This is a genomic window from Sediminibacillus albus, from assembly GCF_900101125.1.
Taxonomy (GTDB): Bacteria; Bacillota; Bacilli; order Bacillales; family Amphibacillaceae; genus Sediminibacillus; species Sediminibacillus albus.
Genome location: NZ_FNFL01000001.1, coordinates 543,219 through 568,138, shown reverse-complemented (window position 1 = coordinate 568,138; position 24,920 = coordinate 543,219). Strand labels below are relative to the sequence as shown.

Genomic DNA, 24,920 nt, shown 5'->3' with positions numbered 1-24,920 from the left:
ATCCGATAGCAGTTTAGGCTAATAGGGAAAAAGATAGGATTATATTACTTTGATCAATATCGAGCAAATTAGGAGGGGGGATTCGCGTGTTAGCGGATAGTGTAACGATGAGTAGAGCTTTAACGTCATTAACGTTAGGCTTTCATATAATTTTCGCAACAATCGGTGTCGGAGTTCCATTGATGATCTCTATTGCTGAGTTTATCGGCATCAAGAAGGGCGATCCGCATTACATACTGCTTGCCCGCAGATGGACACGGGGTTTCGTTATAACAGTAGCTATTGGCGTAGTTACTGGTACAGCAATCGGACTACAGCTTTCTTTGTTGTGGCCAAGCTTCATGCAAATCGCCGGAAATGTAATCAGCTTGCCATTATTCATGGAAACCTTCGCTTTTTTCTTTGAGGCAATTTTTTTAGGGGCATATCTTTATACATGGGATCGTTTTAGCAAACCAATATATCACTGGTTGTTATCCATCCCGGTCATTATCGGATCGACGATGTCCGCTGTATTTATAACAACAGTAAATGCTTTTATGAATGCGCCGCAAGGGTTTGAGCTTAATGGACGGACAATCACATCGATTGATCCAATTGCTGCTATTCTGAATCCTGCGGCCCCTGCAAAAATTTTTCATGTCGTTTCATCGGCCTATTTGGCATCGGCAGCAATCCTGGCAGCAATTACTGCCTTTAATATCATTAAAAAGAAATCCAATCCATATTACAAGAAAGCATTGAAGCTTTCTATGTCCGCTACGCTGATATTTGCTTTATTGACTGCCATAGCAGGCGACGTTTCAGCAAAATATCTGGCAGAGCATCAGCCAGAAAAGCTTGCTTCCTATGAATGGCACTTTGATACAGAAACGGGGGCTGATTTAATATTATTCGGCACACTTAATGACCAAAATGAGGTCGAAAATGCGATAAGGCTGCCGAAGTTTCTAAGTTTTTTATCTTTTGGCGATTTTAACAGTGAGGTAACAGGTTTGGAAGAATTTGATGAAGCGTTGCTCCCGCCATTATGGATCCATTATTTATTTGATGGAATGGTAATCCTTGGAATGTATGCTTTAGGTATTTCTATGCTTTATTTAATCTTTTTGAGGATACGTAAATGGAATGAAGAAAATAAACTGCTGCTTTGGTTAATTGTTCTCAACGGCCCTTTGGCTATGATTGCCATCGAATTTGGCTGGATACTTGCAGAAGTGGGACGCCAGCCATGGATTTTAAGAGGATATATGAAAGTAGCAGAAGCTGCTACCACTAGTCCGCATGTCGGCTGGATGTTTTTCCTGTTCTTGGCTTTATATATTGCGTTAGGAGTGATCGGAGTCAGCGTTCTAAGGAAGTTATTCAGAAATAATCCTGTCGAGCTTGAGTTGGAACAGCGCTACCCACATATTCCGAAAAAGGATGATTTTTCATGAGCTATGAAATGACAGGTATCATTGTATTATGGTTGTTTCTTTATGGTTACCTGATAGTGGCTTCTGTTGACTTCGGTGCAGGTTTTTTTGCATATTATGCGAAGCAGACGAAAAAAGATCATTTGATTAATCAATTAATCTCAAGATATTTGTCTCCTGTTTGGGAAGTCACCAATGTATTTTTTGTATTCTTTTTTGTCGGGCTGATTGGTTTCTTTCCTGACACAGCCTATTATTATGGACAAACACTGTTAATACCGGGAAGTATTGCTATTGTCCTTATAGCCATTAGAGGGTCATTTTACGCGTTTGAAAACTACGGTTCTAAACGAAGTAATGTTTACATGTTTTTATATGGAGCTACAGGATTGTTAATTCCTGCTGCGCTTTCCACGGCATTGACGATATCGGAAGGCGGGTTTATCCAGGAAATAAATGGCGATGTCAGGTTGTTGACAGGAGAATTAATTACTAGCCCCTATTCCTGGAGTGTTGTTTTGCTTGCGATTGTCTCAGTCCTATATATAAGCTCGTCCTTTCTGGCCTTTTATGCAAACAGGGCGAATGATGGCCAGGCACTCGGGCTGGTGCGAAAGTATGCACTGTTTTGGAGTTTCCCTACAATTATCGCAAGCTTAACGACTTTTATTGCATTGAGTCAGCATAATATGGAACATTTTCAAAATATGATTGACTTGTGGTGGGTGTTCGGATTGTCCGTAGGATGTTTTTCTATTGCTATGTGGTTGATATATCAAGGAAAACGATATGGATTGGCGTTTGTTTTTGTCATGTTCCAATTTTTCTTTGCTTTTTTCGGGTATGGCGCCGGTCACATGCCGTACTTGCTTTATCCTTATGTAACGGTGCATCAGGGGGCAGCCCATGAAGCGATGGGATTGGCGTTAGTTATAGCATTCATTCTTGGGTTGCTGTTACTAATACCATCCTTATTTATGTTAATGAAAATGTTTTTGTTTGATGCAGATTATGTGAAGGGGAAAAAATAGTCCAGTCCCTGCCTTTTCTCCCGAAAATGTGATAGACTTATGAAAGCATTAATTAGATATGGAGGAAGACGCATGGGTAGAGATTTTGCAGTCATCGGACTAGGTCGATTCGGAGGAAGCATTTGCCGTGAACTTAGTAAAGAAGGGATGCACGTGCTAGCAATAGACTTGGCCGAAGACAAAGTCAATGAGTACAAGAATATTGCATCACATGCAGTTATAGCAGATACCACAGATGAAAAGGTCTTAAAAGAACTGGGGATCAGAAACTTTGATCATGTGATAGTCGCTATCGGCGATAATATTCAATCGAGCATTTTAACTACACTTATGCTGAAAGAATTAGGTATAGGTAAAATAACAGTCAAAGCCCAAAACGACTATCATGAGAAAGTACTAAACAAGATTGGCGCAGACCATGTCGTTCATCCGGAAAGAGACATGGGCAAAAGAATAGCCCACAGCATGATTTCAAATAACATACTCGATCATTTGGAACTATCCGACGAGTATAGTATCGCCGAGGTAAAAGCTGGCCGAAAAATGAGCGGAAAAACGCTGGTTGACTTGGATATTCGGGCCAACTACGGATGTAACGTGGTAGCAATTAAACAAGCCAAACACATAAATGTTTCTCCAATGCCGGATGAAGTCATCAAGCATGATGATATTCTGATTGTAATTGGTGCAGATAAAGATATTAGCAGATTTGAAAAGCATTTAGTTGTAGATGATGATTAACACATTCAAAAAACCCCCTTCCTAGTTCAGGAGGGGGGTTTTTGGTATTACACTTCCATGATTATCGGCAGTACCATTGGCTTACGCTTGGTTTTTTCATAAAAGAACGGAGCAACTGTGTCTGTTATCTCATTTTTGATTTCAGACCATTGGGTCGTCCGTCTTTCCATCACTTTATTAAGGTGAGTTGAAACCAATTTTTGCGCTTCCTTAATAAGGTCTTCTGATTCTCTCATATAAACAAAACCACGAGAAATGATATCTGGGCCAGAGGCAATTCTGAATCCTTTCATATCAATGCTGACGACTACGATAACTAGTCCTTCCTCGGAAAGGATTCGGCGGTCGCGCAGAACAATATTTCCGATATCGCCTATCCCGCTTCCGTCGACATATACTGAGCCGGAAGGGATCTTTCCTGCGACCATGGCATTGTCTTTACCAAGGGCCAGCACATCACCATTATCCATAACAAAACAGTTGCCGGGATCGATATCGCATGCATGGGCAAGTTTTGTATGTTCCTTCAGCATCCGGTATTCTCCGTGAATAGCCATAAAGTATTTAGGTCTGATCAGCCGGAGCATGAGCATTTGTTCCTGTTGGCTGCCATGACCGGAAGTATGAATATCATTTAACGGACCGTGGATTACTTCGGCGCCCGCCCGATAAAGCATATTGATCGTTCTGCTGACGCTTACGGTATTCCCAGGGATTGGAGAGGAAGAAAATACTACCGTATCGCCAGGCATAATTTGTATTTGCCTATGAGTTCCGTTGGCAACTCTGGAAAGGGCAGCCATTGGTTCTCCTTGAGAACCTGTACAAAGAATAGTTACTTCATTTGCAGGCAGTCGGTTTAGCTGCTGGGCATCAATGAAAGTGTCTTTAGGGGCTCTGATATAGCCTAACTCTTGGCCAATGTTAATGGCTGCTTCCATACTTCTTCCAAACACCGCAACTTTACGGTTATGTTTGACAGCAGATTCGACAACTTGCTGCAAGCGGTGGATATTAGAAGCAAAAGTAGCAAAAATAAGCCTTCCGTTGGTACGGCCAAAAATGTCGCTAATGCTATCGCCTACTACGCGTTCGGACATGGTAAAACCAGGTACCTCACTATTAGTGCTGTCTGATAATAAACAAAGTACACCTTCTTTTCCTATTTCAGCCATTTTGGCCAAATTTGCAGGTTCGCCTACCGGAGTGAAATCAAATTTAAAGTCACCAGTATGGACAACATTGCCTGGAGGTGTTTTCACTACGATTCCATAAGAATCAGGGATGCTATGAGTAGTACGGAAAAAGGTAACTGATGTTTTACGAAATTTTATTACGTCGTCCTCTTGAAATGTGTTTAATTTAGCATTTCGCAAAAGACCATGTTCATCTAATTTATTTTTAATTAATTCAATCGCAAGTTTTCCAGCATAGATAGGGACATTGATTTGTTTAAGAAGGTAAGGTATACCTCCAATATGATCCTCATGCCCGTGAGTGATGAATAATCCTTTAATTTTGTCCTGGTTTTGCACAAGATAGGTATAATCAGGAATGACATAATCAATGCCGAGTAATTCATCTTCAGGGAATTTAATACCTGAATCCACGATAATGATTTCATCCTGGAATTGAATACCGTACATATTTTTTCCGATTTCGCCTAATCCGCCAAGTGCAAAAACAGCTGTCTGGTCATTTTTAACAAATTTCATCGGTTAAAGAGACTCCACTTCAAAATCAGGGGATTGCTTTTCATAATTCAAATGCGGTTCATCAAGCTGCTGGATAAATTCGATATTGATATTGCGATTGGCGAGCACTCTTCTTACATCTCGTTCTGTATCAGCTTCAAAGTATAAGCTTTTTGTTCTTTCACGTACAGGAACTTCACGGGGGAGTTCCTGGTAAAGTACTTTATATACCATTAATATATCTCTCCTCAAATCAGTTATTACCAGTTATTTCTCCGTATTTAGCATCTTTTTCTTTACATCGTCCATAGCATGTTTATTATCAGTAAGTTTTTTTATAACGCAGTAGAGTTATTACGTTTAACGACAATCATTTTCAAAAGTACTAGGTACACCTTTGCGCCCGCGACCTAACAAACCTTTCCATTGTTTTTTGAGCTTTTCCCTCAAACGTTTTAGCATTATTACTTTCAGCTCCTTTCCTTATACACAAAGAAAAGCAACAGAAAAACGTTTTACCGATCCAATCCCTATTAATTTATAGTATAGTATGAAATGGCAAATATTGAAATAGAAACGCGCTTCTTATTTTAATTTTTTTCTTTTTGCCACATTTTAGCTTGAGTTTTTTGCTGCCTCGTGTAATGATATTTTTTACTGAACTAGACATCTTATACCAAGTGAGAAAATTCAATGGTATATGTATCAGGCAACTAGAACAGTTAAGAATAAATCAACAGGTAAAGGCAGGGGATAGGATGACCCAAAAAATAGTTTTTCTGGATATTGACGGAACCATCGTTGACCATGATAAGAAGATACCAAAGGAAACAAAGCAGGCGGTGAAGGACCTGCAAAGCAGCGGTGTTTATGTGGCTATTGCAACTGGACGGGCACCGTTTATGATCAAGGAGATTCGTGAAGAATTAAACATCGATTCCTATGTTTGCTTTAATGGTCAATATGTAGTTCTGGAAGGCAGGACAGTGTATGAAAACCCTTTGACCGTTGAACAGCTCGTCTCGCTTTCAAAAAAGGCTGCACAGTCAGGACATGCAATGGTCTATTTAAACCATGAAGGAATGAGGGCATCTGTTAAGGAAGACCCGTTTATTTCCGATAGCTTAGCAAGCCTAAAATTCGTGTACCCTCAAGTGGACCCTGAGTTCTTTTATAAGAAGGAAATTTACCAGGCATTGCTTTTTTGTGAGGACCAGGAAGAGTTAGCTTACCATGATGATGAAGCTCTGTCTTTCATTCGCTGGCATGACTATTCATGTGATGTACTGCCTGGGGGCGGCTCTAAAGCAGTGGGTGTTGATAAGCTGATTGAAGCAAGCGGATTAGATATAAAAGATACATATGCATTTGGAGACGGCCTTAATGATATTGAAATGATTAAACATGTAGGGACAGGCGTTGCAATGGGGAATGCGGTCCCGGAATTAAAACAAGTTGCTGACTTAATCACAGAGGATGTAGATAAAGCGGGACTATTCAAAGGAATGAAACAAATCGGGTTATTATAGCAAAAAGGGAGTGCTGCATATTAAGCAGCACTCCCTTTTTTGATACTTGCAAACTTCGGAACCGTTCAGCCTGTAAGTTTTGCTAAACAGTTGCTTCAGACTTTGGTTTTACTCGATGGGTTTGGCGTTTTCTGGTTCTTCGAATGGATTTTCGTGATTTATATAATCATAAAACATAACGCCGTTTAAATGGTCAATTTCATGCTGGAACACGATCGCTGCATACCCGCGCAGCCGCAATTTCACTTCGTTGCCATCCAAATCAGTTGCTTTCACAGTAATTCTGGCGTATCTCGGTACATATCCGGGGACTTCCCTGTCAACAGATAGGCAGCCTTCTCCTGTAGTAAGATATGCTTTTTCAACAGAATGACTGATAATACGCGGGTTAAACAGTCCATAACTGTACTGTTTGCCGTCAAAGTCCTCAAAATGAACAGCTATCATTCGTTTAGAAAGTCCAATTTGAGGAGCAGCCAGTCCTACACCCGGCCTTAATCCGTATTGTTCCGCTATTTTTTCATCCTGGCTGTTTTTTAAGTAATCCAGCATTTCAGTTAGAATATCAATATCTTCCTTATTAGGGGGTAAGGGTACAGCTTCCGCTGTCTTGTTTAAAATGGGATTTCCCTCACGGATAATATCATCCATCGTAATCATTTTCTTCACTCCTAAATTGCATTCGTTGCTGAGTTTTAGTTTAACATAGAACGCAAGGGGAAGGTATTCAAATACATGCAAACAAGCATGTTTTACATTTTATCTCATAAAATAAGAATAAATCTATTTTCGTAGTTCCCTTTCCTCTTTATATTAATGATTTTTTGTTATATTATTGGAAAAGTAATTGCCGCTTTACATAAAAAAAGGTTATCATAGCAAGTAGTTAGGAGGAGAACCATTGCCACTGAGAAAAACAACGATGATGATAGGTGTATTACTAGTCATTTTAACAGCATGCAGCAGCCAGTCTACAGCAGAAAAGATGTACGAGCATTTAGAGGAGGCTGTTGTGCTGGAGAATGATTTTGCAGATCAACAACAACCGCTAGTTGAACTGGAAAAGCAGGAGAAAGAACTTTATAACCAAATCATCTCACTTGGAATGGAAGAATTTGACCAAGTCAAAAAACTATCACAGGAAGCATTGAATTTAATTGATAAGCGCGCTGACCGGCTTGCAACTGAAAAGGAAAGTATAGAAGCAGCCAAAGCTGAATTTGATAAGGTTGATTCTTTAATTGAAGATTTGGATGAGGAGAAAGTACGAACAGCAGCTGAAGATATGGCTGCTACCATGGATGAAAGATATTCTGCCTATCAAGACTTGAATAAAGCCTATTCCTCCGCTTTAGAACAAGATAGAAAACTATATGAAATGCTTCAGAATAAAGAGTTGAAGGAGCAGGAATTAAGGGACCAAATTGACTCGATAAACGCTAGTTATGATCAAGTTATATCTGCTAACCAGGCATTTAATGAAAAAACAGAAAAATACAATCAGTTAAAACAGAAATTTTATGAACTGGCAGAATTGAATGTAGAATATGAGAAGCAAGGCGAAAGCAACTCCAAGGAAGAGGATAGCGAAACAAAGGATGAAAAAGAAACGGAACAACCAGCTGATTCTGAAAAGAGTAATTAACTTCAAATTTTGAGGCCTTCACACAGTCGGGTGTGGAGGCCTTTTTGTTATTTATAGGTAGTACTGTCGCCACATTTAAAATGAAATGCCGGGCAACAGAAACAGAAGATGCTATTCCATTTGGCTAAATAAGCTGGGAATTACTAATACAGTTACAGCAAGTTAATGAAACAGCAGTAATTTCAGCTCGATGGCGAAATCATTCGGGAATTATACAACTCGGGTAAAACTCGTATAAAAAAATACAATATTAACAGTTAAAGTGTTTGACCCTCACTTTTGAATAAGCTAAACTAAAGTCAGAGTGAAAATTGTACCAGTCATTTGAAAGATAAACTATGTAACAGTTTGTTTATTGCTTCATCATTAGATTAAGGTAAATAAATATAGGGTATTGTATTTTTATAATAATTGGTACAGATTTTTTCAACTTTGGGGAAGGCTAAAACACACAAGGAATAATCCCCTTTGTGCGGGCTTTCTGCTTAAGTTTAGTTGAATGTGTATTCTAATGTTCAACCCACTCAAATTCAGTCTTACTTACCCCGGATTACTCGGGGACAAATCTAAAGGATAAGAGAAAGGAAGAGGTGAGTCATTTTGAAACGTACACTAGAAAACATTGAAAACCAATTTGAAACGTTTCAAATTCTGAATGAAGACGGCGAGATAATCAATGAAGATTTAATGCCTGACTTATCAGATGATGAATTAAAGGAATTAATGCACAGAATGGTATACACCCGTATTTTGGATCAGCGTTCTATTGCTTTGAACCGCCAAGGAAGATTAGGTTTCTATGCCCCTACTGCGGGACAGGAAGCTTCCCAGTTAGGTACACATTATGCGCTGGAAAAAGAAGATTTCATTCTTCCTGCCTATCGTGACGTGCCTCAGTTGATCTGGCATGGCCTTCCGTTGTACCAGGCTTTCTTGTTTTCCAGAGGCCATTACCATGGAAACCAAATGCCTGAAGGTGTTAATGCCCTGAGCCCGCAAATCATTATTGGCGCCCAATATACACAGGCAGCAGGAGTTGCCCTAGGTATGAAACGCCGAGGTAAGAAATCGGTAGCAATCACTTACACTGGCGATGGCGGTACATCGCAAGGGGATTTCTACGAAGGAATTAACTTTGCCGGTGCGTATCAAGCGCCAGCGATTTTTGTTGTGCAAAATAACCAATTTGCCATTTCAGTTCCTGTAGAACAGCAAACAGCTGCAAAAACATTGGCTCAAAAAGCTGTTGCTGCAGGCATTGAAGGGATTCAGGTAGACGGAATGGATGTATTGGCTGTTTATGCTGCTACGAAAGAAGCACGCCAACGCGCTGTAGACGGTGAAGGTCCTACGTTAATTGAAACACTGACTTACCGTTATGGCCCGCATACGATGGCCGGAGATGACCCAACTCGTTACCGTACAGAAAACATGGATAACGAATGGGAAAAAAGAGACCCTCTTGTTCGTTTCCGCAGTTTCCTTGAGAAAAAAGGCCTATGGTCGGAAGAAGAGGAAAACAAAGTCATTGAACAAGCAAAAGAAGAAATAAAAGCTGCTATTAAAAAAGCGGATGAACAACCAAAACAGAAGGTAACAGACCTTATTAAAAATATGTATGAAGAACTTCCATCCCATCTTGAAGAACAGTTGGAAGAATATTCAGAAAAGGAGTCGAAGTAAATCATGGCACAAATGACAATGATTCAAGCGATCACTGATGCATTGCGCACAGAATTGAAAAATGACGAAAATGTGCTGGTCTACGGTGAAGACGTCGGTAAAAACGGCGGTGTGTTCCGTGCCACTGAAGGACTACAAGACGAGTTCGGCGAAGAGCGCGTGTTCGATACACCGTTGGCTGAATCAGGAATTGGCGGCCTTTCAATCGGTCTTGCTTTGCAAGGGTACCGTCCTGTGCCAGAAATTCAATTCTTTGGCTTCGTTTATGAGGCGATGGACGCAATTAATGGTCAAATGGCACGGATGCGTTACCGTTCCGGTGGAACGAAAGGACAGCCAGTCACCATCCGTTCTCCGTTTGGCGGCGGCGTTCATACACCGGAATTACACGCAGACTCTTTAGAAGGCCTTATTGCCCAGCAGCCTGGAATGAAAGTTGTCATTCCTTCTACTCCTTATGATGCAAAAGGGTTATTGATTTCTTCTATCCGCGACAACGATCCAGTAGTGTTCCTTGAACATATGAAGCTTTATCGTTCCTTCCGCGGGGAGGTTCCTGAGGAAGAATACACCATTGACTTAGGAAAGGCAGAAGTGAAGCGCGAGGGAAGTGACGTTACACTTATTGCTTACGGTGCAATGGTCCATTCTTCTTTGAAAGCTGCCGAAGAGTTGGAGAAAGACGGCATTCAAGCAGAAGTAATTGATTTACGTACAATCATGCCTATTGATATTGATACAATTTTAGAATCAGTGAAGAAAACAAATCGTGTAGTAGTAGTGCAAGAAGCACAGCGCCAAGCTGGAATGGCTTCCCATATCATTGCGGAAATCCAGGAACGTGCGATTCTGCATTTAGAAGCACCTGTATTGAGAGTGGCAGCTCCGGACACAGTATATGCATTCTCTCAAGCAGAAGAAGTTTGGCTTCCAAACTATAACGACATAATAGAAAGAGTAAACCAAGTAGTTAACTTTTAAGATGGGAGGTAATGTAAATGGCTTTTGAATTTAAACTTCCGGATATCGGTGAAGGTATCCATGAAGGTGAAATCGTAAAGTGGTTCGTAAAAGAAGGCGACAAAGTAACAGAAGATGATGTACTTTGTGAAGTGCAAAACGACAAAGCAGTCGTAGAAATCCCTTCTCCTGTAGAAGGCACTGTCAAAGATGTGAAAGTCGATGAAGGAACAGTCGCTGTCGTTGGCGACGTAATCATTACATTTGATGCTGAGGGTTATGAATCGGATGATAACGGTGAAGAAGAAGCTCCGGCACAAAAAGAAGAGGCTGACACTGCAGAGGCAGAAAAGAAACCTGCAGAAAGTGATGCTGAACCTGAAAATGATAAGGAAGAAAATGACGAAGGATCAAATGAGCGTGTCATTGCTATGCCTTCTGTCCGTAAATATGCAAGAGATAATAACGTCAACATCCGTAAAGTCCAAGGCTCTGGGAAAAACGGACGTGTAGTCAAAGAGGATATCGACAGTTATCTTGATGGCGGACAACAACAAGCGCCTGATACCAGCCAAGACCAAACAGAAGAACCAGCTGCTGAGCAAGCTACTGGTACTCAAACAGTTCCAGAAGGTGAATTCCCGGAAACTCGCGAAAAAATGAGCGGGATCCGCAAATCAATTGCCAAGGCGATGGTTAATTCTAAGACAAAAGCTCCTCACGTGACGCTTCATGATGAGGTTGATGTGACCGAACTAGTAGCACACAGGAAGAAGTTTAAAGCTGTTGCTGCTGAACAGGAAATCAAGTTGACTTACTTGCCATATGTAGTCAAAGCTCTCGTTTCTGCACTTAGAAATTATCCAATCCTTAACGCATCAATCGATGAGAATACAGATGAGATTGTGCAAAAACATTATTACAACGTAGGGATTGCTGCAGATACCGAAAAAGGCTTGCTAGTACCAGTTGTTAAAAATGCTGATGCAAAATCTATATTCGCAATTTCTCAAGAAATAAACGAATTAGCTGTAAAAGCAAGAGATGGTAAACTAGGTCCGAATGAAATGAAAGGCGCTTCAAGCACCATTTCCAATATCGGCTCTGCCGGTGGACAATGGTTTACACCTGTGCTCAACTACCCAGAAGCAGCTATTCTTGGCATTGGACGTATCGCTGAAAAACCGATTGTACGTGACGGCGAAATCGTGGTAGCTCCAGTGCTGGCTCTATCCTTAAGCTTTGATCACCGTATTGTCGATGGTGCTACGGCCCAGTTGGCATTGAACCAGATTAAGCGGTTGTTGAACGATCCACAATTAATTATGATGGAGGCGTAAATTATGGTAGTAGGAGATTTTCCAATTGAGTTAGATACTCTTGTTGTTGGTGCTGGACCTGGCGGCTATGTGGCCGCCATCCGTGCCGCCCAAACAGGCCAGAATGTCACAATTGTCGATAAAGGCAATTTAGGCGGAGTTTGCTTGAATGTCGGCTGTATCCCTTCAAAAGCTTTAATTCAGGCAGGGCACCGTATGGAGCATGCCCATGGAGCAGAAGATATGGGAATTAAAGCTGAAAATGTCACTGTAGACTTCTCTAAGGTACAAGAGTGGAAAGGCAGTGTCGTCAACAAGCTTACAACAGGTGTTGAAGGACTATTAAAAGCCAATAAAGTAGACATCGTCAAAGGCGAAGTTTACTTCGTTGACAAAAATACAGTTAGGGTAATGGATGAAAAAAATTCCCAAACCTATACTTTCAACAATTGTATTATTGCAACAGGATCCAGCCCAATTGAACTTCCTGCTTTCAAATTTTCTGATCGTGTCCTTGATTCTACGGGAGCGCTTAATTTGAAAGAAATTCCTGAGAAAATGGTTGTCATCGGCGGAGGCTATGTTGGTACAGAGTTGGGTACTGCCTATGCTAACTTCGGAACTAAAGTTACTATTTTAGAAGGTACCAAGGATATTCTAGGCGGTTTCGAAAAGCAAATGACCTCTTTAGTTAAGCGCCGATTGAAAGCTAAAGGTGTAGATGTAGTTACAAATGCAATGGCTAAAGGTGTAGATGAAACCGGTGAAGGCGTAAAAGTGACATATGAAGTGAAAGATAAAGAAGAAACCATTGAAGCGGATTATGTGCTTGTTACTGTTGGCCGCCGTCCAAACACAGCGGAAATTGGCCTTGAGCAAGTCGGCATCGAGCTGGACGATAAAGGGTTGATTAAGATAGATAATCAATGCCGGACAAATGTAGACAGCATCTTTGCAATCGGGGATATCGTCGAAGGCCCTCCATTAGCCCACAAGGCTTCATATGAAGGTAAAGTAGCTGCAGAAGTGATTGCTGGCGAGAAGTCGGAAATTGATTACAATGGCATCCCTGCTGTTGTCTTCTCAGAGCCAGAACTTGCTACTGTAGGCTATGATGAGCAAAGCGCCAAGGAAGCTGGTTACGACGTCAAAGCTTCTAAGTTCCCGTTTGCTGCAAACGGCCGGGCTTTATCTCTTAACGATAGCGACGGTTTTGTGAAATTAGTTACTAGAAAAGACGACGGATTGGTAATTGGTGCCCAAATCGCTGGTCCAAATGCTAGTGACATGATTGCCGAGTTAGGTTTGGCTATTGAAAGCGGAATGACTGCTGAAGATTTAGCACTTACTATCCATGCACATCCAACGCTTGGTGAAATTACGATGGAAGCTGCCGAAGTAGTACTTGGCACTCCAATTCATATTGCAAAATAAACAGTAGGAAAGCTCCGGGATCAATTTCTGGAGCTTTCCTTTATTTAGTTGGAAGGGCAAGGCAGATTTCTACTCGGGTTGACTTAGTTAATAAAAAACTCTTTATCAGGTCAATTAGCTGATAAAGAGTTTTTTTCTCCATTAACTGTCTTTTTCAATTTTTTGAGAACGTCCGTTTTAGAGGCTTGTCCACTGAGCTTAGAGATAGTTTGTCCATCTTTAACTATTACTAATGCAGGATATTCAGCAATTGACCGTCTTTTTAATGATTCAATAGTTGTTTCTGTCAATTCAATATTGTCGAGCTGTGAGGGGTAATTATTTTTAAGATCAAGAATCGCTTTTAGATATTCATTTTCTAATTTAGGATTGGATTTGTTGGTATAAAAGAACACTTGAAAGTTGCTAGGTTCAAAAGTCAATACCTCAATTGTCTGCTTTGCATTACAGCTTGTTGTGAGAAGAACCAAACTGACAAATATAAAGGTAAGCCATCTTTTCTTGTTGATATGCTGCACCTTCCTTTGCGTGATGTGTGCCTTCATCTTAACAAAAAAATTGACAGCTTTGGTTCGTATTACTTAATTGTTAACGAAATGAAATAGGAACAGAGGATCTGTAATATACATTTAAAAAAGCAGACCCCCATATAAAAGGCGGTCTGCTTTTCCTGCGTTATAGATCTATTTTTTCGGCCGTCTTAAGTCTACCGTCTTCCCCTCTTCCTTAAAGGACTTAATTAGTGAAAATACGATTAAAATCATAATAATCGCAAAAGGGAAGGCAGCAATGATTGATGCTGTTTGTAATGTTTCCAGACCGCCTTGCCAAAGCAATATGGCAGCTGCAGCTGATTGAATGATTCCCCATACGAACTTTACTCTATTATGCGGGTTAAGCCCGCCGCCGGTTGTCTGCATTCCCAGAACGAAAGTGGCAGAATCAGCAGATGTAATAAAGAAAGTACTGATCAATAGTACGGCTACTATCGACATAATGATCCCCATAGGGTAAGATTCAAGCACCGCAAACAGTGCAACTTCCGTACCCATATCATTGACGTAGTGGATAATGTCCTGGCCGCCATAGTATTCCAGGTTAATAGCGGAGCCCCCGAAAACAGAAAACCAAAGGGCACCGAAAATAGTGGGAACTAAAAGAACACCCAAAACAAATTCCCTGATGGTTCTTCCCTTCGATACACGGGCAATAAATGTACCGACGAATGGAGCCCAGGCAATCCACCATGCCCAGTAAAAGATTGTCCAGCCTTGGATCCAAGTGTTGCTCTGGTCAAACGGCGTTAATCGGAAACTCATGTTGACAATATTTGCTGCATAGTTGCCGAGGGACGTTGTAAACAGGTCCATAATGAAATTAGTTGGCCCTGCGAACAATAAAAATAGCATTAACAGCAGTGCCAATACAATATTTGTATTACTTAAGTATTTAATCCCTTTATTTATCCCGGTCATCGCGGAAAGTAAATATAGAACTGTTACCACGGCTATAATGATCAGTTGAACTGTAATCGTCCTATCTATTCCTGGAAATATAAAGGCCAGTCCACCGCTGATTTGTATTGCTCCAAGACCGAGAGAAGTAGCTACGCCGAAAATGGTGGCAAATACGACAATAAAGTCAACTAATGTGCCCCAGCCGCCTTTGATTTTTTCACCAAATAAAGGATAAAGGATAGAGCTTACTAGTCCGGGAGCTTCTTTCCTGAATTTAAAATAAGCTAGCGCTAGTGCGATCACTGCATAGATACCCCAAGGATGGAGTCCCCAATGAAAAAAGCTGTACCGCATGGCTGTTCTGGCGGCTTCAGGTGAGCCTTCCTGAATATCCCCATCTGGTGGAGTATGGAAGTGGGAGAGCGGCTCTGCAGCACCCCAGAAAACCAATCCTATCCCCATGCCTGCGCTAAAAAGCATCGCAAACCAGGTTAGATAATTATAATCCGGGCGATCCTCCGGTTTTCCAAGTCGGATGTTTCCATACTTGGAAAAGATGAGAAAAATAGCAAAAACGAGAAAGCCTGTAGCAGACAGTAAATAAAACCATCCGAATTTCTCTACAATAAAGCCCTGAATGATACTTGTCACATTATCCAAATTGCCATTTGGGAGAACATCCTCAGAGATGATTCCCCAGGCGATAAAGATGATTGCAACAATAAGTGAAATATAAAACACTCTAGTAATTTTATTCATATTATCTTCCTTTCTGTAATAATTTCTCCCGTACAAAACCTGTTAATTAAAAAACCACAATTATGTATTAAAACATAAACATTGATAAAACAAAAATATTTTGCTGTAGGCACACCTTTTCAAGCGGGTGAATATACACGGTGCTTTTAATATAACCATAATATTGATGCTGATTCTTAGAGGAGGAAGATGGACTATTAGGGAGCGCATTTTTCGACATTTTTTGACTCATACAAGATAAGAGTACCCCTACTAAATCGACGGTAAACCAGCAATGTTCCTTTATCTCTTTATCGTTTTACATATTTTTCTACAAAATTAAAAAAAATGGCCCAAAATAATATGATTATCCTTTATAATAGAGGATACAGATGAGGATAAACATCAGGGGGTTTTTATTAAATGAAAAAGTACATATTGCTGGTCGTAGCAGCAGCGATTATTGTGTTAGCTGGCTGTAACTTATTAACTTCTGCTGATTCGGCAGATACGGAAGCTGTAGATAACAATCAAGGAGTAAAAGAAGAAGGTAAGCATTCGAAAGAAAATAATAATGAAAGACAAACAGAAGAAGCCGCAGCGGAAGGACAAGCTGAAGAGAAAGAGGAAGTTTTGCCCGCTGAAACGGAAAGCGAACCTAAATATGAGTTGACCGGTAATTGGTCGATTAAGCCTTTAGACGAGAATGCGGATAAAGATATCGTTTTATTAACAATTGATGATGCTCCGGATGAGCATGCATTGGAGATGGCCAAAACATTAAAAGAATTAGATGCGAAAGCGATTTTCTTTGTAAATGGACATTTTCTTGCCACCGAAGAACAACAGCAGGTGTTGAAGCAAATCCATGATATGGGATTTGAGATAGGTAATCACACGTTTAACCATCAGGCTCTTGTCGAAGCTTCGGAAGAAGTGCAAAAAGAAGAAATAGTAAGCCTTAATGATTTGATAGAAGATATCACTGGGGAAAGGCCGAAATTCTTTCGCGCTCCCCATGGACAAAATACCGATTATTCCAGGAAAATTGCAGCTGAACAAGGGATGTTGTTGATGAATTGGTCGTATGGATATGATTGGAACGAGCAGTACAGGAACGAAGATGCTCTTGCCGACATTATGGTTAATACCAATCTGCTCGTCAGTGGGGCCAATTTACTGATGCACGATCGGGAATGGACGGCTGCCGCCCTTGATGATATTGTCGAAGGGATACGGAGTAAAGGTTATCAAATTGCAGATCCTGCATTAATTCAAGTAGAAGAATAACAAGAAAGCTCCTGGCATAGTTATGCCAGGAGCTTTCTTGTTTTAAAAAGTGATTACTTGCCAGGTTTATCTAAATGGTTTATGTTCTTTAATCACTCTAATATTTTTTAAGGTTTCATCCTCAAGGCCTTGGACCGGTAACCCCGTATCAAGATTCTGCTGAATATAATGGATATTATCCTCGGTTATTATCTCACCAGGAATAAAGATAGGGATTCCGGGAGGATAAACCATGATCGATTCAGCACTTATCCTGCCTGCCCCTTCCTGTAACGGAATGATCTCTGTTTCGGCATAAAACGCATCGCGGGGCGACATGGATAATAGCGGGATTTCCGGGATTTTGACCGGCACACTTTTTTGAATGGCATAAGCATATCGATCCCACGCTAACTTGTCTAATGCTTCGACAAGAAGATTGGTTTCTGTTCTCTCGTCTCCAGGGGTGATAATGCATAAAATATTATACATATCTGATAGCTCCACTTCTATTTGGTAATGATCCCTTAACCATACCTCTACGTCATATCCCGTCAGCCCCAGGTTTTTCACAGAAATAATTAACTTAGTCGGATCATAGTCAAAAGTAGCCTCACTACCGATGATCTCATTTCCGACACAATATAAATTGGGAATTCTGTTGATTGCAGCTCTTGTTTCATTTGCTAAATGTATCGTTTTATCGATTAGTTTTTGTCCGTTGACCGCTAAGTGTTTTCTCGCAGAATCTATGGATGCCAACAATAAGTAGGATGTTGAAGTTGTCGTTAGCATCGACAACGTACTCTGTACTCTTTCATGGGAAACTAAGCCTTCCCTAAGGTTAAGCACTGAGCTTTGGGTAAGCGATCCTCCCAATTTGTGTACACTCGTTGCAGCCAGATCAGCGCCTGCTTCCATCGCCGATACAGGCAGTTCATCATGGAAATGAATATGGACTCCGTGCGCCTCATCTACTAACACTGGTACTTGGTATTGATGGGAAATTTCCACGATTTTTTTCAAATCAGCCGCAATGCCAAAATAAGTCGGATTTATTACCAAAACTCCCTTTGCATCAGGATTAGCCTGCAAAGCTTTGCTAACAGATTGTGGTGTGATTCCGTGTGAAATTCCCAGTTCCTTATCAACTTCCGGGTGAATAAACACAGGTGTTGCCCCAGAAAAGATCAGGGCAGTCGTCACTGACTTGTGAATGTTCCTCGGTACGATAATTTTATCCCCCGGTCCACAGACACTTAACACCATAGTCATAATAGCACCACTAGTTCCTTGGACAGAAAAGAACGTGTAGTCTGCAGAAAAAGCACGGGCAGCCAAATCCTGTGCTTTTTTAATGATTCCTTGCGGATGATGCAAGTCATCTAATGGTTCAATATTTATTAAGTCAATAGCCAGTGCATTATCCCCTAGGAACGATCGGAAATCGGGGTCCATTCCCTTACCTTTCTTGTGGCCCGGGATGTGGAATTGGACTGGTTGTTTTTTTATATGGTTCAGTAAGCCAGTAAATAGGGGGGTTTCCTTTTGTGACATGTTTACACCTCTTTGTTTGCATTTAAATCCGTTTTAATTTTCGTCACTCAAACGTGATTGCGGAAGCAATGTAAGAGAAATTATAGCAAAACATAACAGGAATCGCTACTTTTAGAAAGATGAGGCGGAACATGATAGGATAAGAAAAAGAAAGGGGGATATGAGTTGAAGTGGTCAACAGAGCTGACAGATTTATTAGGAATTGATATACCCATCATTCAAGGGGGATTGGCATACCTTGCTTATTCAGAACTCGCAGCTGCTGTTTCAAATGCTGGCGGACTTGGACAAATTACGGCAATGAGCCTGGAAAATGAAACGCTTTTACGAGAGGAAATCAGTAAGTTAAGAGATAAGACGGATAAACCATTTGGGGTCAATTTTGCTATCGGAGAACAAAGAAGGCCATTTCAGCATATGGTACAGGCAGCAATTGATGAAGAAGTGCCAGTCATCTCAATAACAGGCGGGAATCCCGGACCTGTACTGAAATTATTGGAAGGAACCGGAATAAAGACCATGGTTCTTGTAGCCGCTAAAAGACAGGCATTGAAAGCGGAGGAACTAGGGGCAGATGCTGTTATGGTAGTAGGGCAGGAAGGCGGCGGCCATATTGGCAGAAATGATACAGGGACATTTGTCCTTACTCCTCAGGTAGCAGATGCTGTATCAATACCTGTTATTGCTTCAGGAGGAATTGGAGACGGGAAAGGCCTGATGGCTGCTTTAGCATTAGGGGCGCAAGGAGTGGAAATGGGAACAAGGTTTATCGCTACGAAAGAATGTATCCATGCAGATTCTGCTTATAAACAGGCAATTCTAAATGCAGGAGAGCAGGATACCCTCGTTATCAAGCGGTCCATTGGTGCTCCGGCCAGAGCCTTGAAAAATCAGTGGACAGAACAGCTAGTTGAGATGGAAAAGCAAAACCCTGGCTATCAAGAGCTGAAATCGTACATCAGTGGTGAGGCGAATAAGCGGTTTATTTATGAAGGTCAGGAATCTGATGGTTTTGGATGGGCAGGGCAAATTTCGGCCAGGATAAATGATATTCCATCTGTCGGAGAATTAATGGAAAGAATAATGGCAGAAGCTGCTGTGATTAGAAATGATTGGGGTACAGAAAGGAGATAATGATGAGCTACAGTTATCCGCTTGAGGAAACATGGACACAACAGGAAATCATTGATGTGGTCAACTTTTATTCTTTAGTTGAGCAAGCATACGAGAATGGCGTGAAGCGTGACGATTTATTGATGGCATATACGAGATTCAAGCAAATAGTCCCAGCCAAGAGTGAGGAAAAACAGTTGTGCGGTAAATTTGAGAAGGAATCCGGTTATTCATGTTACCAAACAGTGAAAAAAGCGAGAAATATGAGGTCTGGTGATCGGGTGACAATGGAGTTACATAAATAACAGCTGTTAAACAGGGAGGTTGGAAGTTTTTCTTCCAACCTCCTTCCTTTTCCTATGATGATGCGAGTTTGTAGAAAGGCAGCAGGTACTGAAAGGCTTCCTTTGTTTCTGCCAAAAAAACATCTCCGTCTTTTACGGACTTGCTGGAAGGATCAAAATGCTTTCCTATAAGAAACTCTGCTTTTTTTACGTCTCTAAGCCGTATTAAGTTCTCCTTTGATAATTCGCTGACCGGGAAGGCTTCTTTTTTTGTATGATCCATTGAAATGACAAAATCGCCAGGAAGCTGCTTTAACTCGTCCAAATTTTTTAGAAACGATTCGGCAATCTTTTGTTTTTCTGGAAGCTCATAGATGAAAGCCAACCAAATAAATACATGGTCATCAAACAATCCAACCTGAAAGTGTGGATGCTTTTTATAACCTCTTTTGTTTGCTGCGACAGCCAGCCAAGTATCCTCAGGAGGGTTTACAGATCTTCTGGCATGCTGGGCAATATGTAAAAACATTTCGTTTCCTAATTCTGCAGAAAGAAAATCGGTTAATTCACTGCCGACTTCCTGGAATTTTGGTTGGATACGAGTTCTGATAGCCTCCATTCTAGAATCAAGGCCTTCGATATGGAAAGTATTAAAATCATCTTTTGTAAAACCTGTGAAACTCATACGCACATTCTTCCTTCCTTCATGGTTGTTATCATCCTTGATTTTATCATATTACGAGTGCATTACAAACGGAATAGCCTTGTGTTTAAGGGAATGTTAAGCAGGGTATTTAAAAATTAACAAACATAAGAAAAAGATAATGCAATCAATATAAGAACATATCAAAAAGCGAAAGGGAAGGGGATAAATGTGAAGTATGTAATGGAAGCAATTAAGAAAAGGGAAGCGGAGGAAAAATTACCGGTCATCCGCATGGAAATCGATTACCAGTTGGCTACATTATATGAAGCCATGAAGCAAGAGGATCAGGAGGTAATGGAAACGTCCAAAGGACGTTTGGAAGAATTGAGAAAAGAAATGATGGAGCTATCGTAAAGGAATGGGCTTAATGCTCGTTTCTTTTTTGTATGTCCGGGCTCGTTTATTATAGAATAGACAGTGGTACCTTTAGGCTTGATAGGAAGAAATGATTCAGTGAAAATTGGATGGAGATTAAAAAAATGAAAAGGATGTTGGTTATGGAGCAGCAAGTAAAGAAGGATTTGTTTGATACAGCCAGAAAGTGGGTGCTGGAAGCGGGGAAAACAATCCGGGACGCTATTGATCAGCCCCTGACTATAGATACAAAGTCAAATGCAAATGATTTGGTCACACATATGGATCGGGAGACGGAGCAATTTTTTGCTGAAAAAATCAGGGCCGAATATCCTGAACATTTTATCCTAAGTGAAGAAGGCTACGGAGATGAATTGAAAAGTGACAAGGGAATTGTCTGGATTATCGATCCAATCGACGGGACCATGAATTTTGTGCATCAAAAACGGAATTTTGCAATTTCCATCGGTATTTTCCAGGATGGAATAGGAGAAATCGGTCTAGTATATGATGTGATGAATGATATATTATATGCCGCTAGGCGAGGGGAAGGCGCTTTTAAAAATGAGAAGAAGCTGCTTCCTTTGAAGAAAGAGCTAAGGCTGGAAGAAGCAATTCTGGTATTAAATAATTACTGGACAACTCCCAACAATAAAGTAGAAGACTCTAAAATGCAGGAGTTGATCAGAAAAATCAGAGGAACGCGCTCGTATGGCTCGGCCGCTTTGGAACTTGCATATGTTGCTGAGGGCATCGTTGACGGATATATTACCATGAAACTAGCGCCTTGGGATATCGCTGGCGGAATGGTTCTTGTCAACGAAGTCGGAGGAATTACAACTAAAGCTGATGGAGAACCAATCAATATGTTAGAAAATAACACGATTTTATCTTGTAACAAGGAAATCCAAGAGACACTATTGACTGATTATATTGAATTAAAGCAATAACAGGTCACCTGGGTAATATATATCATGGATCCGTAAAAGCAGCCATACCCTGCTCATGACACTCCTGCGAAGTGCCGTTCCGGCAGGGGGCTGCATTGTTTCATTCTTGTCAGCTTCGGTTTTTTCGTTTCAATGTTAATCCAACGCCCATCAAAATGAAGCCTAAAACGAAAAATAATGCGGTAAACCAATAATTGCGGAAACCGATAGCAACACCTACCAAAACAAAACAAGAGATTACGAGAATAGCCAAAAATAGTTTGCTGTACTGGATTTTCTTCATCATTTCACCTCTTATTCTTCCCTATAAGTATAAATCATTTTCCGGCAGATGAAAATGTATTAACTAAGCCTAGCGCAGTTTTATGTGTTCTAGTATGATAGGTAGGGGAGTGAATTGGATAGAAGGAGTGAAAATGGTGGAGGAAAGTAACGAAGTAATCGATGTAGGGAACAATCTGCCCATTGTAGATTTTCTTTTTAATACTATTGCGAATGGGGAAAGTGGACAAAACCTGCTGCTAGGTTTTTTTCTATTGTATTTGACGATTGCCATATTGCTTGCGTGCAGTTATAAATTAGGATTCGCCAGAAAGCTGCCTTTATTAAAGTCCTTGGTTGTCTATATCTTCCTGTTTATCGGCGCTTTTATTATTACTTTATTAGGTTTAAAGCTTCCGATGGCTGAATGCCTTGTTATTATCGTATTAATTCTCGCTATATACAGGTTCAGGCTGGCCCAGGATAGAAAGCGGAGAAATAAACAAGCTTAATGAACGAAAAAAACCTAAGGCGCCGATTTTTGGCTTTGCCTTAGGTTTTTTGTATAGGAGATAGCTGTATCCCCACAGCCATACCTCGCTGGACGCTCCTATTTTACTATATGAGAGAGGATTAAATTAAACTATTATTCTTTTTCTTTTCTTTATATAAACGGAAATTGCCTGTTGCATGTCTTTTTTTTGTGTTTTTTTCTACTCTTGCATAGCAAGTTTGACATAGGTACATATGGATACGCCTGTTTCTCAAACGTTTGGCTTGCAACGAGTTACTATCTATACTTTCAATGCTGTCGCAAATTACACATTTAACTCTCACTAATTACCACCTCACAGCAATTCTTTTTACCAGTTTAACATAGACTGCTGGACACATCTATCAAAATTACTATAATCCACTGCAGGATGTTTTTACAATCAACAAAAAAAAGCTGTCGAATGACAGCTTTTTAGTTCGAACCTTGGTTGTTACGCTTTTGATTATTCGATTGATCATCTTCTATGTCCTCTAATTCCTGCTGGTCATCTTCTGGAATGACTTGCTTATTCTGGTCAGGTTCTTCGGGTTGGTCTTCATTGATTGGCACTTCAGGCATATACCTTCCTACAACCGCAGAAAGTTCATCCACAAATCCTTGAATTGGGTGGCCTTGCTGAATTTTATCAGCCATGTGTCTAATTCGTTCAGTTCCATCTGCATCTGCAATGACAACTGCTGTTTTCCCATAAGGGTCATGGTGAAGGGCTTCCGCAACAGAATATTTGATTGTGCTTACCCTGGAACGATCTAAATCTTTATCAACATCAATGGCTACTACAGCATAGGGACCTGCCACAACAGACGAAGCGTCATCTACATTAGGAACATCTGCTGCAATATTAGACAGATGATTTGCTATTTCCTGATTACTGTAGTTTTGTGGATCTGGTTGGGCGGGGTCAGAGTTCTTCACCTGGATGGCCGGGTCTTGGTTCTCCTGGTCAGGCAGGCTTTCCTCCTGTTGACATCCTGTCATAAGGAAACCACAGGAAAGCCAGACAATACACAGGAATACAAGCCGATTGTTCATCGGGCACTCCTCCTTTTACTCCTATCTTTTCTTGAATAAGCAGAGATTATTCATCAGAGCAAAAGTGAAGCACGCCGGTCTCCAATGAAACTGTAAATTAGAAGACTGTCAACGCTCCAAAACACCGGTTATTCTATGACGATTTTTTTAACTCCTTTAATTGGCTGCTGCCGATTAGAACCATCACCAAAATATAAATGTACAGGGCCAGCCTCTTTTACAGGTTTCCCATTCTCGGCAAATAGAAGGAGGCACTCATCCAGCTGGGATAAAGAGATTATTTCTTCTTGTTTTTCCGTAATCAGTCTCGCTTGTTTGGACTCGTCTTCTATCTCTGAGGTAGCAAGGAAATCTTTAATGGGCATTACATATGTACCTTCGAGTATTTGCTCTCTTTCAAATTTGCTAATGCTTTTATTTACCGGAGGTTTGATTCTTTGTTGATAAACTTCCCGGTCCCATCTCATAGAAGCTTTTTTTAGCTCGTCTTCTTGTTCATTCTCTTCAGTATCTGGAGATTTGAAGGCATCTTCGAATAAAAGCTTTCTATCATCAAAAATCCAGACAGTCGGATCTAACGTTATCGGATATTTCACTTTGCCAGTTAGCTGTACAATCATGTTACCAGTTCCTTTCTCGATTAAATTCCATCCCTTTCAAGAATAGCAGAGTTTATTTTTAATTTCATCTAAGGGACTAAAAATCACTATAGGAAAAAGGCTCCTGCATCTTTCTGCAACACAAAAAACCAACGCAAGTTTGATATATTTCTGTTCTTATCTTGCATTTTTTACTGACAAACGCTAATATAAATAGAAGAAAGTCTGTTAAACGGAGGGGATTTTGTGATACCTGAAGTGGCTGTTAGCAATCGTGATAAAGCCTATGCCCTTCTAGAGGCTGATGCTAATAAAATATTGAAGCTCATTAAAGTTCAAATGGATAACTTGACTATGCCTCAGTGTCCTTTATATGAAGAGGTTTTAGATACACAAATGTTTGGTTTGTCCAGGGAAATTGATTTTGCGGTACGGTTAAATCTGGTCAGCGAAGAAGCTGGTAAGGCATTGCTTGAAAACCTGGAAAGACAACTGAACGTATTACATGAAGCAGCGCAAAAATCTTAAGCAAGTTTATTTAGTGGATGATTGTTGATCCGCCTAATTAATTGGAAAACCTTTGCCTAACA

27 protein-coding genes are annotated in these 24,920 nt (G+C 40.6%); 16 read left to right on the top strand and 11 right to left on the bottom strand.

Features of this window, described 5'->3' with window-relative positions:
- Positions 1–86: 86 nt before the first annotated feature.
- The 3 genes from BLR93_RS02935 (at position 87) to BLR93_RS02925 (ending at position 3,190) form a co-directional block, all read left to right on the top strand.
- On the top strand, positions 87–1,439 hold the full coding sequence (locus BLR93_RS02935; RefSeq protein ID WP_245690042.1) for a cytochrome ubiquinol oxidase subunit I: 1,353 nt from the start codon (positions 87–89) through the stop codon (positions 1,437–1,439).
- Positions 1,436–2,449: a cytochrome d ubiquinol oxidase subunit II gene (locus tag BLR93_RS02930; RefSeq protein WP_093211048.1), complete on the top strand. Its 1,014-nt coding sequence runs from the start codon at positions 1,436–1,438 to the stop codon at positions 2,447–2,449. Before BLR93_RS02935 ends, BLR93_RS02930 begins: the two co-directional genes overlap by 4 nt.
- Before the next feature lie 72 nt (positions 2,450–2,521).
- Positions 2,522–3,190 (top strand): potassium channel family protein, encoded by a 669-nt coding sequence (locus BLR93_RS02925; protein WP_093211046.1) that lies wholly within the window; start codon positions 2,522–2,524, stop codon positions 3,188–3,190.
- A 47-nt stretch (positions 3,191–3,237) separates the two neighbouring features.
- On the opposite strand, the gene rnjA is transcribed toward BLR93_RS02925, so the two are convergent.
- Together rnjA and BLR93_RS02915 are read right to left on the bottom strand one after the other, a co-directional pair.
- Entirely contained in the window at positions 3,238–4,905 is a 1,668-nt protein-coding gene (rnjA, locus tag BLR93_RS02920) for a ribonuclease J1 (protein ID WP_093211044.1), read from the bottom strand.
- Positions 4,906–4,908: 3 nt separating this feature from the next.
- The gene (locus BLR93_RS02915; RefSeq protein ID WP_093211041.1) at positions 4,909–5,118 is read right to left on the bottom strand and encodes a DNA-dependent RNA polymerase subunit epsilon; all 210 of its coding nucleotides are present in this window, start codon (positions 5,116–5,118) and stop codon (positions 4,909–4,911) included.
- 524 nt (positions 5,119–5,642) lie between these two features.
- Here BLR93_RS02915 and BLR93_RS02910 point away from each other — a divergent pair.
- Positions 5,643–6,413, top strand: a complete 771-nt coding sequence (locus tag BLR93_RS02910) for a Cof-type HAD-IIB family hydrolase (protein ID WP_093211039.1) — start codon at positions 5,643–5,645, stop codon at positions 6,411–6,413.
- A 108-nt stretch (positions 6,414–6,521) separates the two neighbouring features.
- Here the strand turns inward: BLR93_RS02910 and def are convergent, their stop codons facing one another.
- Positions 6,522–7,073 (bottom strand): peptide deformylase, encoded by a 552-nt coding sequence (def, locus tag BLR93_RS02905; RefSeq protein WP_093211037.1) that lies wholly within the window; start codon positions 7,071–7,073, stop codon positions 6,522–6,524.
- 241 nt (positions 7,074–7,314) lie between these two features.
- Here def and BLR93_RS02900 point away from each other — a divergent pair, with 241 nt between their 5' ends.
- The 5 genes from BLR93_RS02900 to lpdA all read left to right on the top strand — a co-directional run bounded on the left by BLR93_RS02900 (position 7,315) and on the right by lpdA (position 13,454).
- On the top strand, positions 7,315–8,058 hold the full coding sequence (locus BLR93_RS02900) for a YkyA family protein (RefSeq protein ID WP_245690041.1): 744 nt from the start codon (positions 7,315–7,317) through the stop codon (positions 8,056–8,058).
- A gap of 600 nt (positions 8,059–8,658) precedes the next feature.
- A complete protein-coding gene (gene pdhA / locus BLR93_RS02895; protein WP_093211035.1) occupies positions 8,659–9,741 on the top strand; it encodes a pyruvate dehydrogenase (acetyl-transferring) E1 component subunit alpha in 1,083 nt (360 codons plus the stop codon).
- A 3-nt stretch (positions 9,742–9,744) separates the two neighbouring features.
- Positions 9,745–10,722 (top strand): alpha-ketoacid dehydrogenase subunit beta, encoded by a 978-nt coding sequence (locus BLR93_RS02890; RefSeq protein WP_093211033.1) that lies wholly within the window; start codon positions 9,745–9,747, stop codon positions 10,720–10,722.
- 17 nt (positions 10,723–10,739) lie between these two features.
- The gene (locus BLR93_RS02885; RefSeq protein ID WP_093211031.1) at positions 10,740–12,041 is read left to right on the top strand and encodes a dihydrolipoamide acetyltransferase family protein; all 1,302 of its coding nucleotides are present in this window, start codon (positions 10,740–10,742) and stop codon (positions 12,039–12,041) included.
- A gap of 3 nt (positions 12,042–12,044) precedes the next feature.
- Entirely contained in the window at positions 12,045–13,454 is a 1,410-nt protein-coding gene (gene lpdA, locus BLR93_RS02880; protein WP_093211029.1) for a dihydrolipoyl dehydrogenase, read from the top strand.
- Positions 13,455–13,564: 110 nt separating this feature from the next.
- Here the strand turns inward: lpdA and BLR93_RS02875 are convergent, their stop codons facing one another.
- Positions 13,565–13,972, bottom strand: coding sequence for a hypothetical protein (locus BLR93_RS02875; RefSeq protein ID WP_093211027.1), 408 nt, complete (start codon positions 13,970–13,972; stop codon positions 13,565–13,567).
- A gap of 165 nt (positions 13,973–14,137) precedes the next feature.
- The gene (locus BLR93_RS02870; RefSeq protein WP_093211025.1) at positions 14,138–15,670 is read right to left on the bottom strand and encodes a glycine betaine uptake BCCT transporter; all 1,533 of its coding nucleotides are present in this window, start codon (positions 15,668–15,670) and stop codon (positions 14,138–14,140) included.
- 402 nt (positions 15,671–16,072) lie between these two features.
- Between BLR93_RS02870 and BLR93_RS02865 the strand changes: the two genes are divergently transcribed.
- Positions 16,073–16,939 carry a polysaccharide deacetylase family protein gene (locus BLR93_RS02865; RefSeq protein WP_093211023.1) on the top strand — a complete coding sequence of 289 codons (867 nt, stop codon included), beginning with the start codon at positions 16,073–16,075 and terminating at the stop codon, positions 16,937–16,939.
- Positions 16,940–17,005: 66 nt separating this feature from the next.
- Here BLR93_RS02865 and BLR93_RS02860 read toward each other — a convergent pair whose 3' ends face one another.
- Complete coding sequence (locus BLR93_RS02860; RefSeq protein ID WP_093211021.1) at positions 17,006–18,475, bottom strand: aminotransferase class I/II-fold pyridoxal phosphate-dependent enzyme; 1,470 nt, start codon at positions 18,473–18,475, stop codon at positions 17,006–17,008.
- Positions 18,476–18,640: 165 nt separating this feature from the next.
- Here BLR93_RS02860 and BLR93_RS02855 point away from each other — a divergent pair, with 165 nt between their 5' ends.
- The gene (locus BLR93_RS02855; RefSeq protein WP_093211019.1) at positions 18,641–19,609 is read left to right on the top strand and encodes an NAD(P)H-dependent flavin oxidoreductase; all 969 of its coding nucleotides are present in this window, start codon (positions 18,641–18,643) and stop codon (positions 19,607–19,609) included.
- Between the two features lie 2 nt (positions 19,610–19,611).
- Positions 19,612–19,893: a UPF0223 family protein gene (locus BLR93_RS02850; protein WP_093211017.1), complete on the top strand. Its 282-nt coding sequence runs from the start codon at positions 19,612–19,614 to the stop codon at positions 19,891–19,893.
- 52 nt (positions 19,894–19,945) lie between these two features.
- Here the strand turns inward: BLR93_RS02850 and BLR93_RS02845 are convergent, their stop codons facing one another.
- A complete protein-coding gene (locus tag BLR93_RS02845) occupies positions 19,946–20,557 on the bottom strand; it encodes a YktB family protein (protein ID WP_093211015.1) in 612 nt (203 codons plus the stop codon).
- Positions 20,558–20,746: 189 nt separating this feature from the next.
- On the opposite strand from BLR93_RS02845, the gene BLR93_RS02840 reads away from it, so the two are divergent.
- On the top strand, positions 20,747–20,932 hold the full coding sequence (locus BLR93_RS02840; protein ID WP_093211013.1) for a hypothetical protein: 186 nt from the start codon (positions 20,747–20,749) through the stop codon (positions 20,930–20,932).
- A 143-nt stretch (positions 20,933–21,075) separates the two neighbouring features.
- A complete protein-coding gene (locus tag BLR93_RS02835; RefSeq protein ID WP_093212310.1) occupies positions 21,076–21,882 on the top strand; it encodes an inositol monophosphatase family protein in 807 nt (268 codons plus the stop codon).
- 109 nt (positions 21,883–21,991) lie between these two features.
- Here the strand turns inward: BLR93_RS02835 and BLR93_RS17865 are convergent, their stop codons facing one another.
- A complete protein-coding gene (locus tag BLR93_RS17865; RefSeq protein WP_175559218.1) occupies positions 21,992–22,165 on the bottom strand; it encodes a DUF5325 family protein in 174 nt (57 codons plus the stop codon).
- Between the two features lie 109 nt (positions 22,166–22,274).
- Here BLR93_RS17865 and BLR93_RS02830 point away from each other — a divergent pair, with 109 nt between their 5' ends.
- Complete coding sequence (locus BLR93_RS02830; protein ID WP_245690040.1) at positions 22,275–22,655, top strand: YlaH-like family protein; 381 nt, start codon at positions 22,275–22,277, stop codon at positions 22,653–22,655.
- A gap of 121 nt (positions 22,656–22,776) precedes the next feature.
- Here BLR93_RS02830 and BLR93_RS02825 read toward each other — a convergent pair whose 3' ends face one another.
- From BLR93_RS02825 to BLR93_RS02815, 3 genes are all read right to left on the bottom strand, one after another.
- Positions 22,777–22,980 (bottom strand): YlaI family protein, encoded by a 204-nt coding sequence (locus BLR93_RS02825; protein ID WP_093211009.1) that lies wholly within the window; start codon positions 22,978–22,980, stop codon positions 22,777–22,779.
- A 130-nt stretch (positions 22,981–23,110) separates the two neighbouring features.
- Positions 23,111–23,731, bottom strand: coding sequence for a YhcN/YlaJ family sporulation lipoprotein (locus tag BLR93_RS02820; RefSeq protein WP_093211007.1), 621 nt, complete (start codon positions 23,729–23,731; stop codon positions 23,111–23,113).
- A 128-nt stretch (positions 23,732–23,859) separates the two neighbouring features.
- A complete protein-coding gene (locus tag BLR93_RS02815; RefSeq protein WP_093211005.1) occupies positions 23,860–24,351 on the bottom strand; it encodes a hypothetical protein in 492 nt (163 codons plus the stop codon).
- A gap of 225 nt (positions 24,352–24,576) precedes the next feature.
- Between BLR93_RS02815 and BLR93_RS02810 the strand changes: the two genes are divergently transcribed.
- Positions 24,577–24,858, top strand: a complete 282-nt coding sequence (locus tag BLR93_RS02810) for an Fpa/YlaN family protein (RefSeq protein ID WP_093211003.1) — start codon at positions 24,577–24,579, stop codon at positions 24,856–24,858.
- The last annotated feature ends 62 nt before the right edge of the window (positions 24,859–24,920 follow it).

What these genes read in the sequence shown, in the direction of transcription:
- BLR93_RS02930 (WP_093211048.1), top strand. Translation starts at nt 1,436, where the DNA reads ATGAGCTATGAAATGACAGGTATCATTGTATTATGGTTGTTTCTTTAT.
- BLR93_RS02925 (WP_093211046.1), top strand. Translation starts at nt 2,522, where the DNA reads ATGGGTAGAGATTTTGCAGTCATCGGACTAGGTCGATTCGGAGGAAGC.
- rnjA (WP_093211044.1), bottom strand. Translation starts at nt 4,905, where the DNA reads ATGAAATTTGTTAAAAATGACCAGACAGCTGTTTTTGCACTTGGCGGA.
- BLR93_RS02915 (WP_093211041.1), bottom strand. Translation starts at nt 5,118, where the DNA reads ATGGTATATAAAGTACTTTACCAGGAACTCCCCCGTGAAGTTCCTGTA.
- BLR93_RS02910 (WP_093211039.1), top strand. Translation starts at nt 5,643, where the DNA reads ATGACCCAAAAAATAGTTTTTCTGGATATTGACGGAACCATCGTTGAC.
- def (WP_093211037.1), bottom strand. Translation starts at nt 7,073, where the DNA reads ATGATTACGATGGATGATATTATCCGTGAGGGAAATCCCATTTTAAAC.
- BLR93_RS02890 (WP_093211033.1), top strand. Translation starts at nt 9,745, where the DNA reads ATGGCACAAATGACAATGATTCAAGCGATCACTGATGCATTGCGCACA.
- BLR93_RS02885 (WP_093211031.1), top strand. Translation starts at nt 10,740, where the DNA reads ATGGCTTTTGAATTTAAACTTCCGGATATCGGTGAAGGTATCCATGAA.
- lpdA (WP_093211029.1), top strand. Translation starts at nt 12,045, where the DNA reads ATGGTAGTAGGAGATTTTCCAATTGAGTTAGATACTCTTGTTGTTGGT.
- BLR93_RS02870 (WP_093211025.1), bottom strand. Translation starts at nt 15,670, where the DNA reads ATGAATAAAATTACTAGAGTGTTTTATATTTCACTTATTGTTGCAATC.
- BLR93_RS02865 (WP_093211023.1), top strand. Translation starts at nt 16,073, where the DNA reads ATGAAAAAGTACATATTGCTGGTCGTAGCAGCAGCGATTATTGTGTTA.
- BLR93_RS02860 (WP_093211021.1), bottom strand. Translation starts at nt 18,475, where the DNA reads ATGTCACAAAAGGAAACCCCCCTATTTACTGGCTTACTGAACCATATA.
- BLR93_RS02850 (WP_093211017.1), top strand. Translation starts at nt 19,612, where the DNA reads ATGAGCTACAGTTATCCGCTTGAGGAAACATGGACACAACAGGAAATC.
- BLR93_RS02845 (WP_093211015.1), bottom strand. Translation starts at nt 20,557, where the DNA reads ATGAGTTTCACAGGTTTTACAAAAGATGATTTTAATACTTTCCATATC.
- BLR93_RS02835 (WP_093212310.1), top strand. Translation starts at nt 21,076, where the DNA reads ATGGAGCAGCAAGTAAAGAAGGATTTGTTTGATACAGCCAGAAAGTGG.
- BLR93_RS17865 (WP_175559218.1), bottom strand. Translation starts at nt 22,165, where the DNA reads ATGAAGAAAATCCAGTACAGCAAACTATTTTTGGCTATTCTCGTAATC.
- BLR93_RS02820 (WP_093211007.1), bottom strand. Translation starts at nt 23,731, where the DNA reads ATGAACAATCGGCTTGTATTCCTGTGTATTGTCTGGCTTTCCTGTGGT.
- BLR93_RS02815 (WP_093211005.1), bottom strand. Translation starts at nt 24,351, where the DNA reads ATGATTGTACAGCTAACTGGCAAAGTGAAATATCCGATAACGTTAGAT.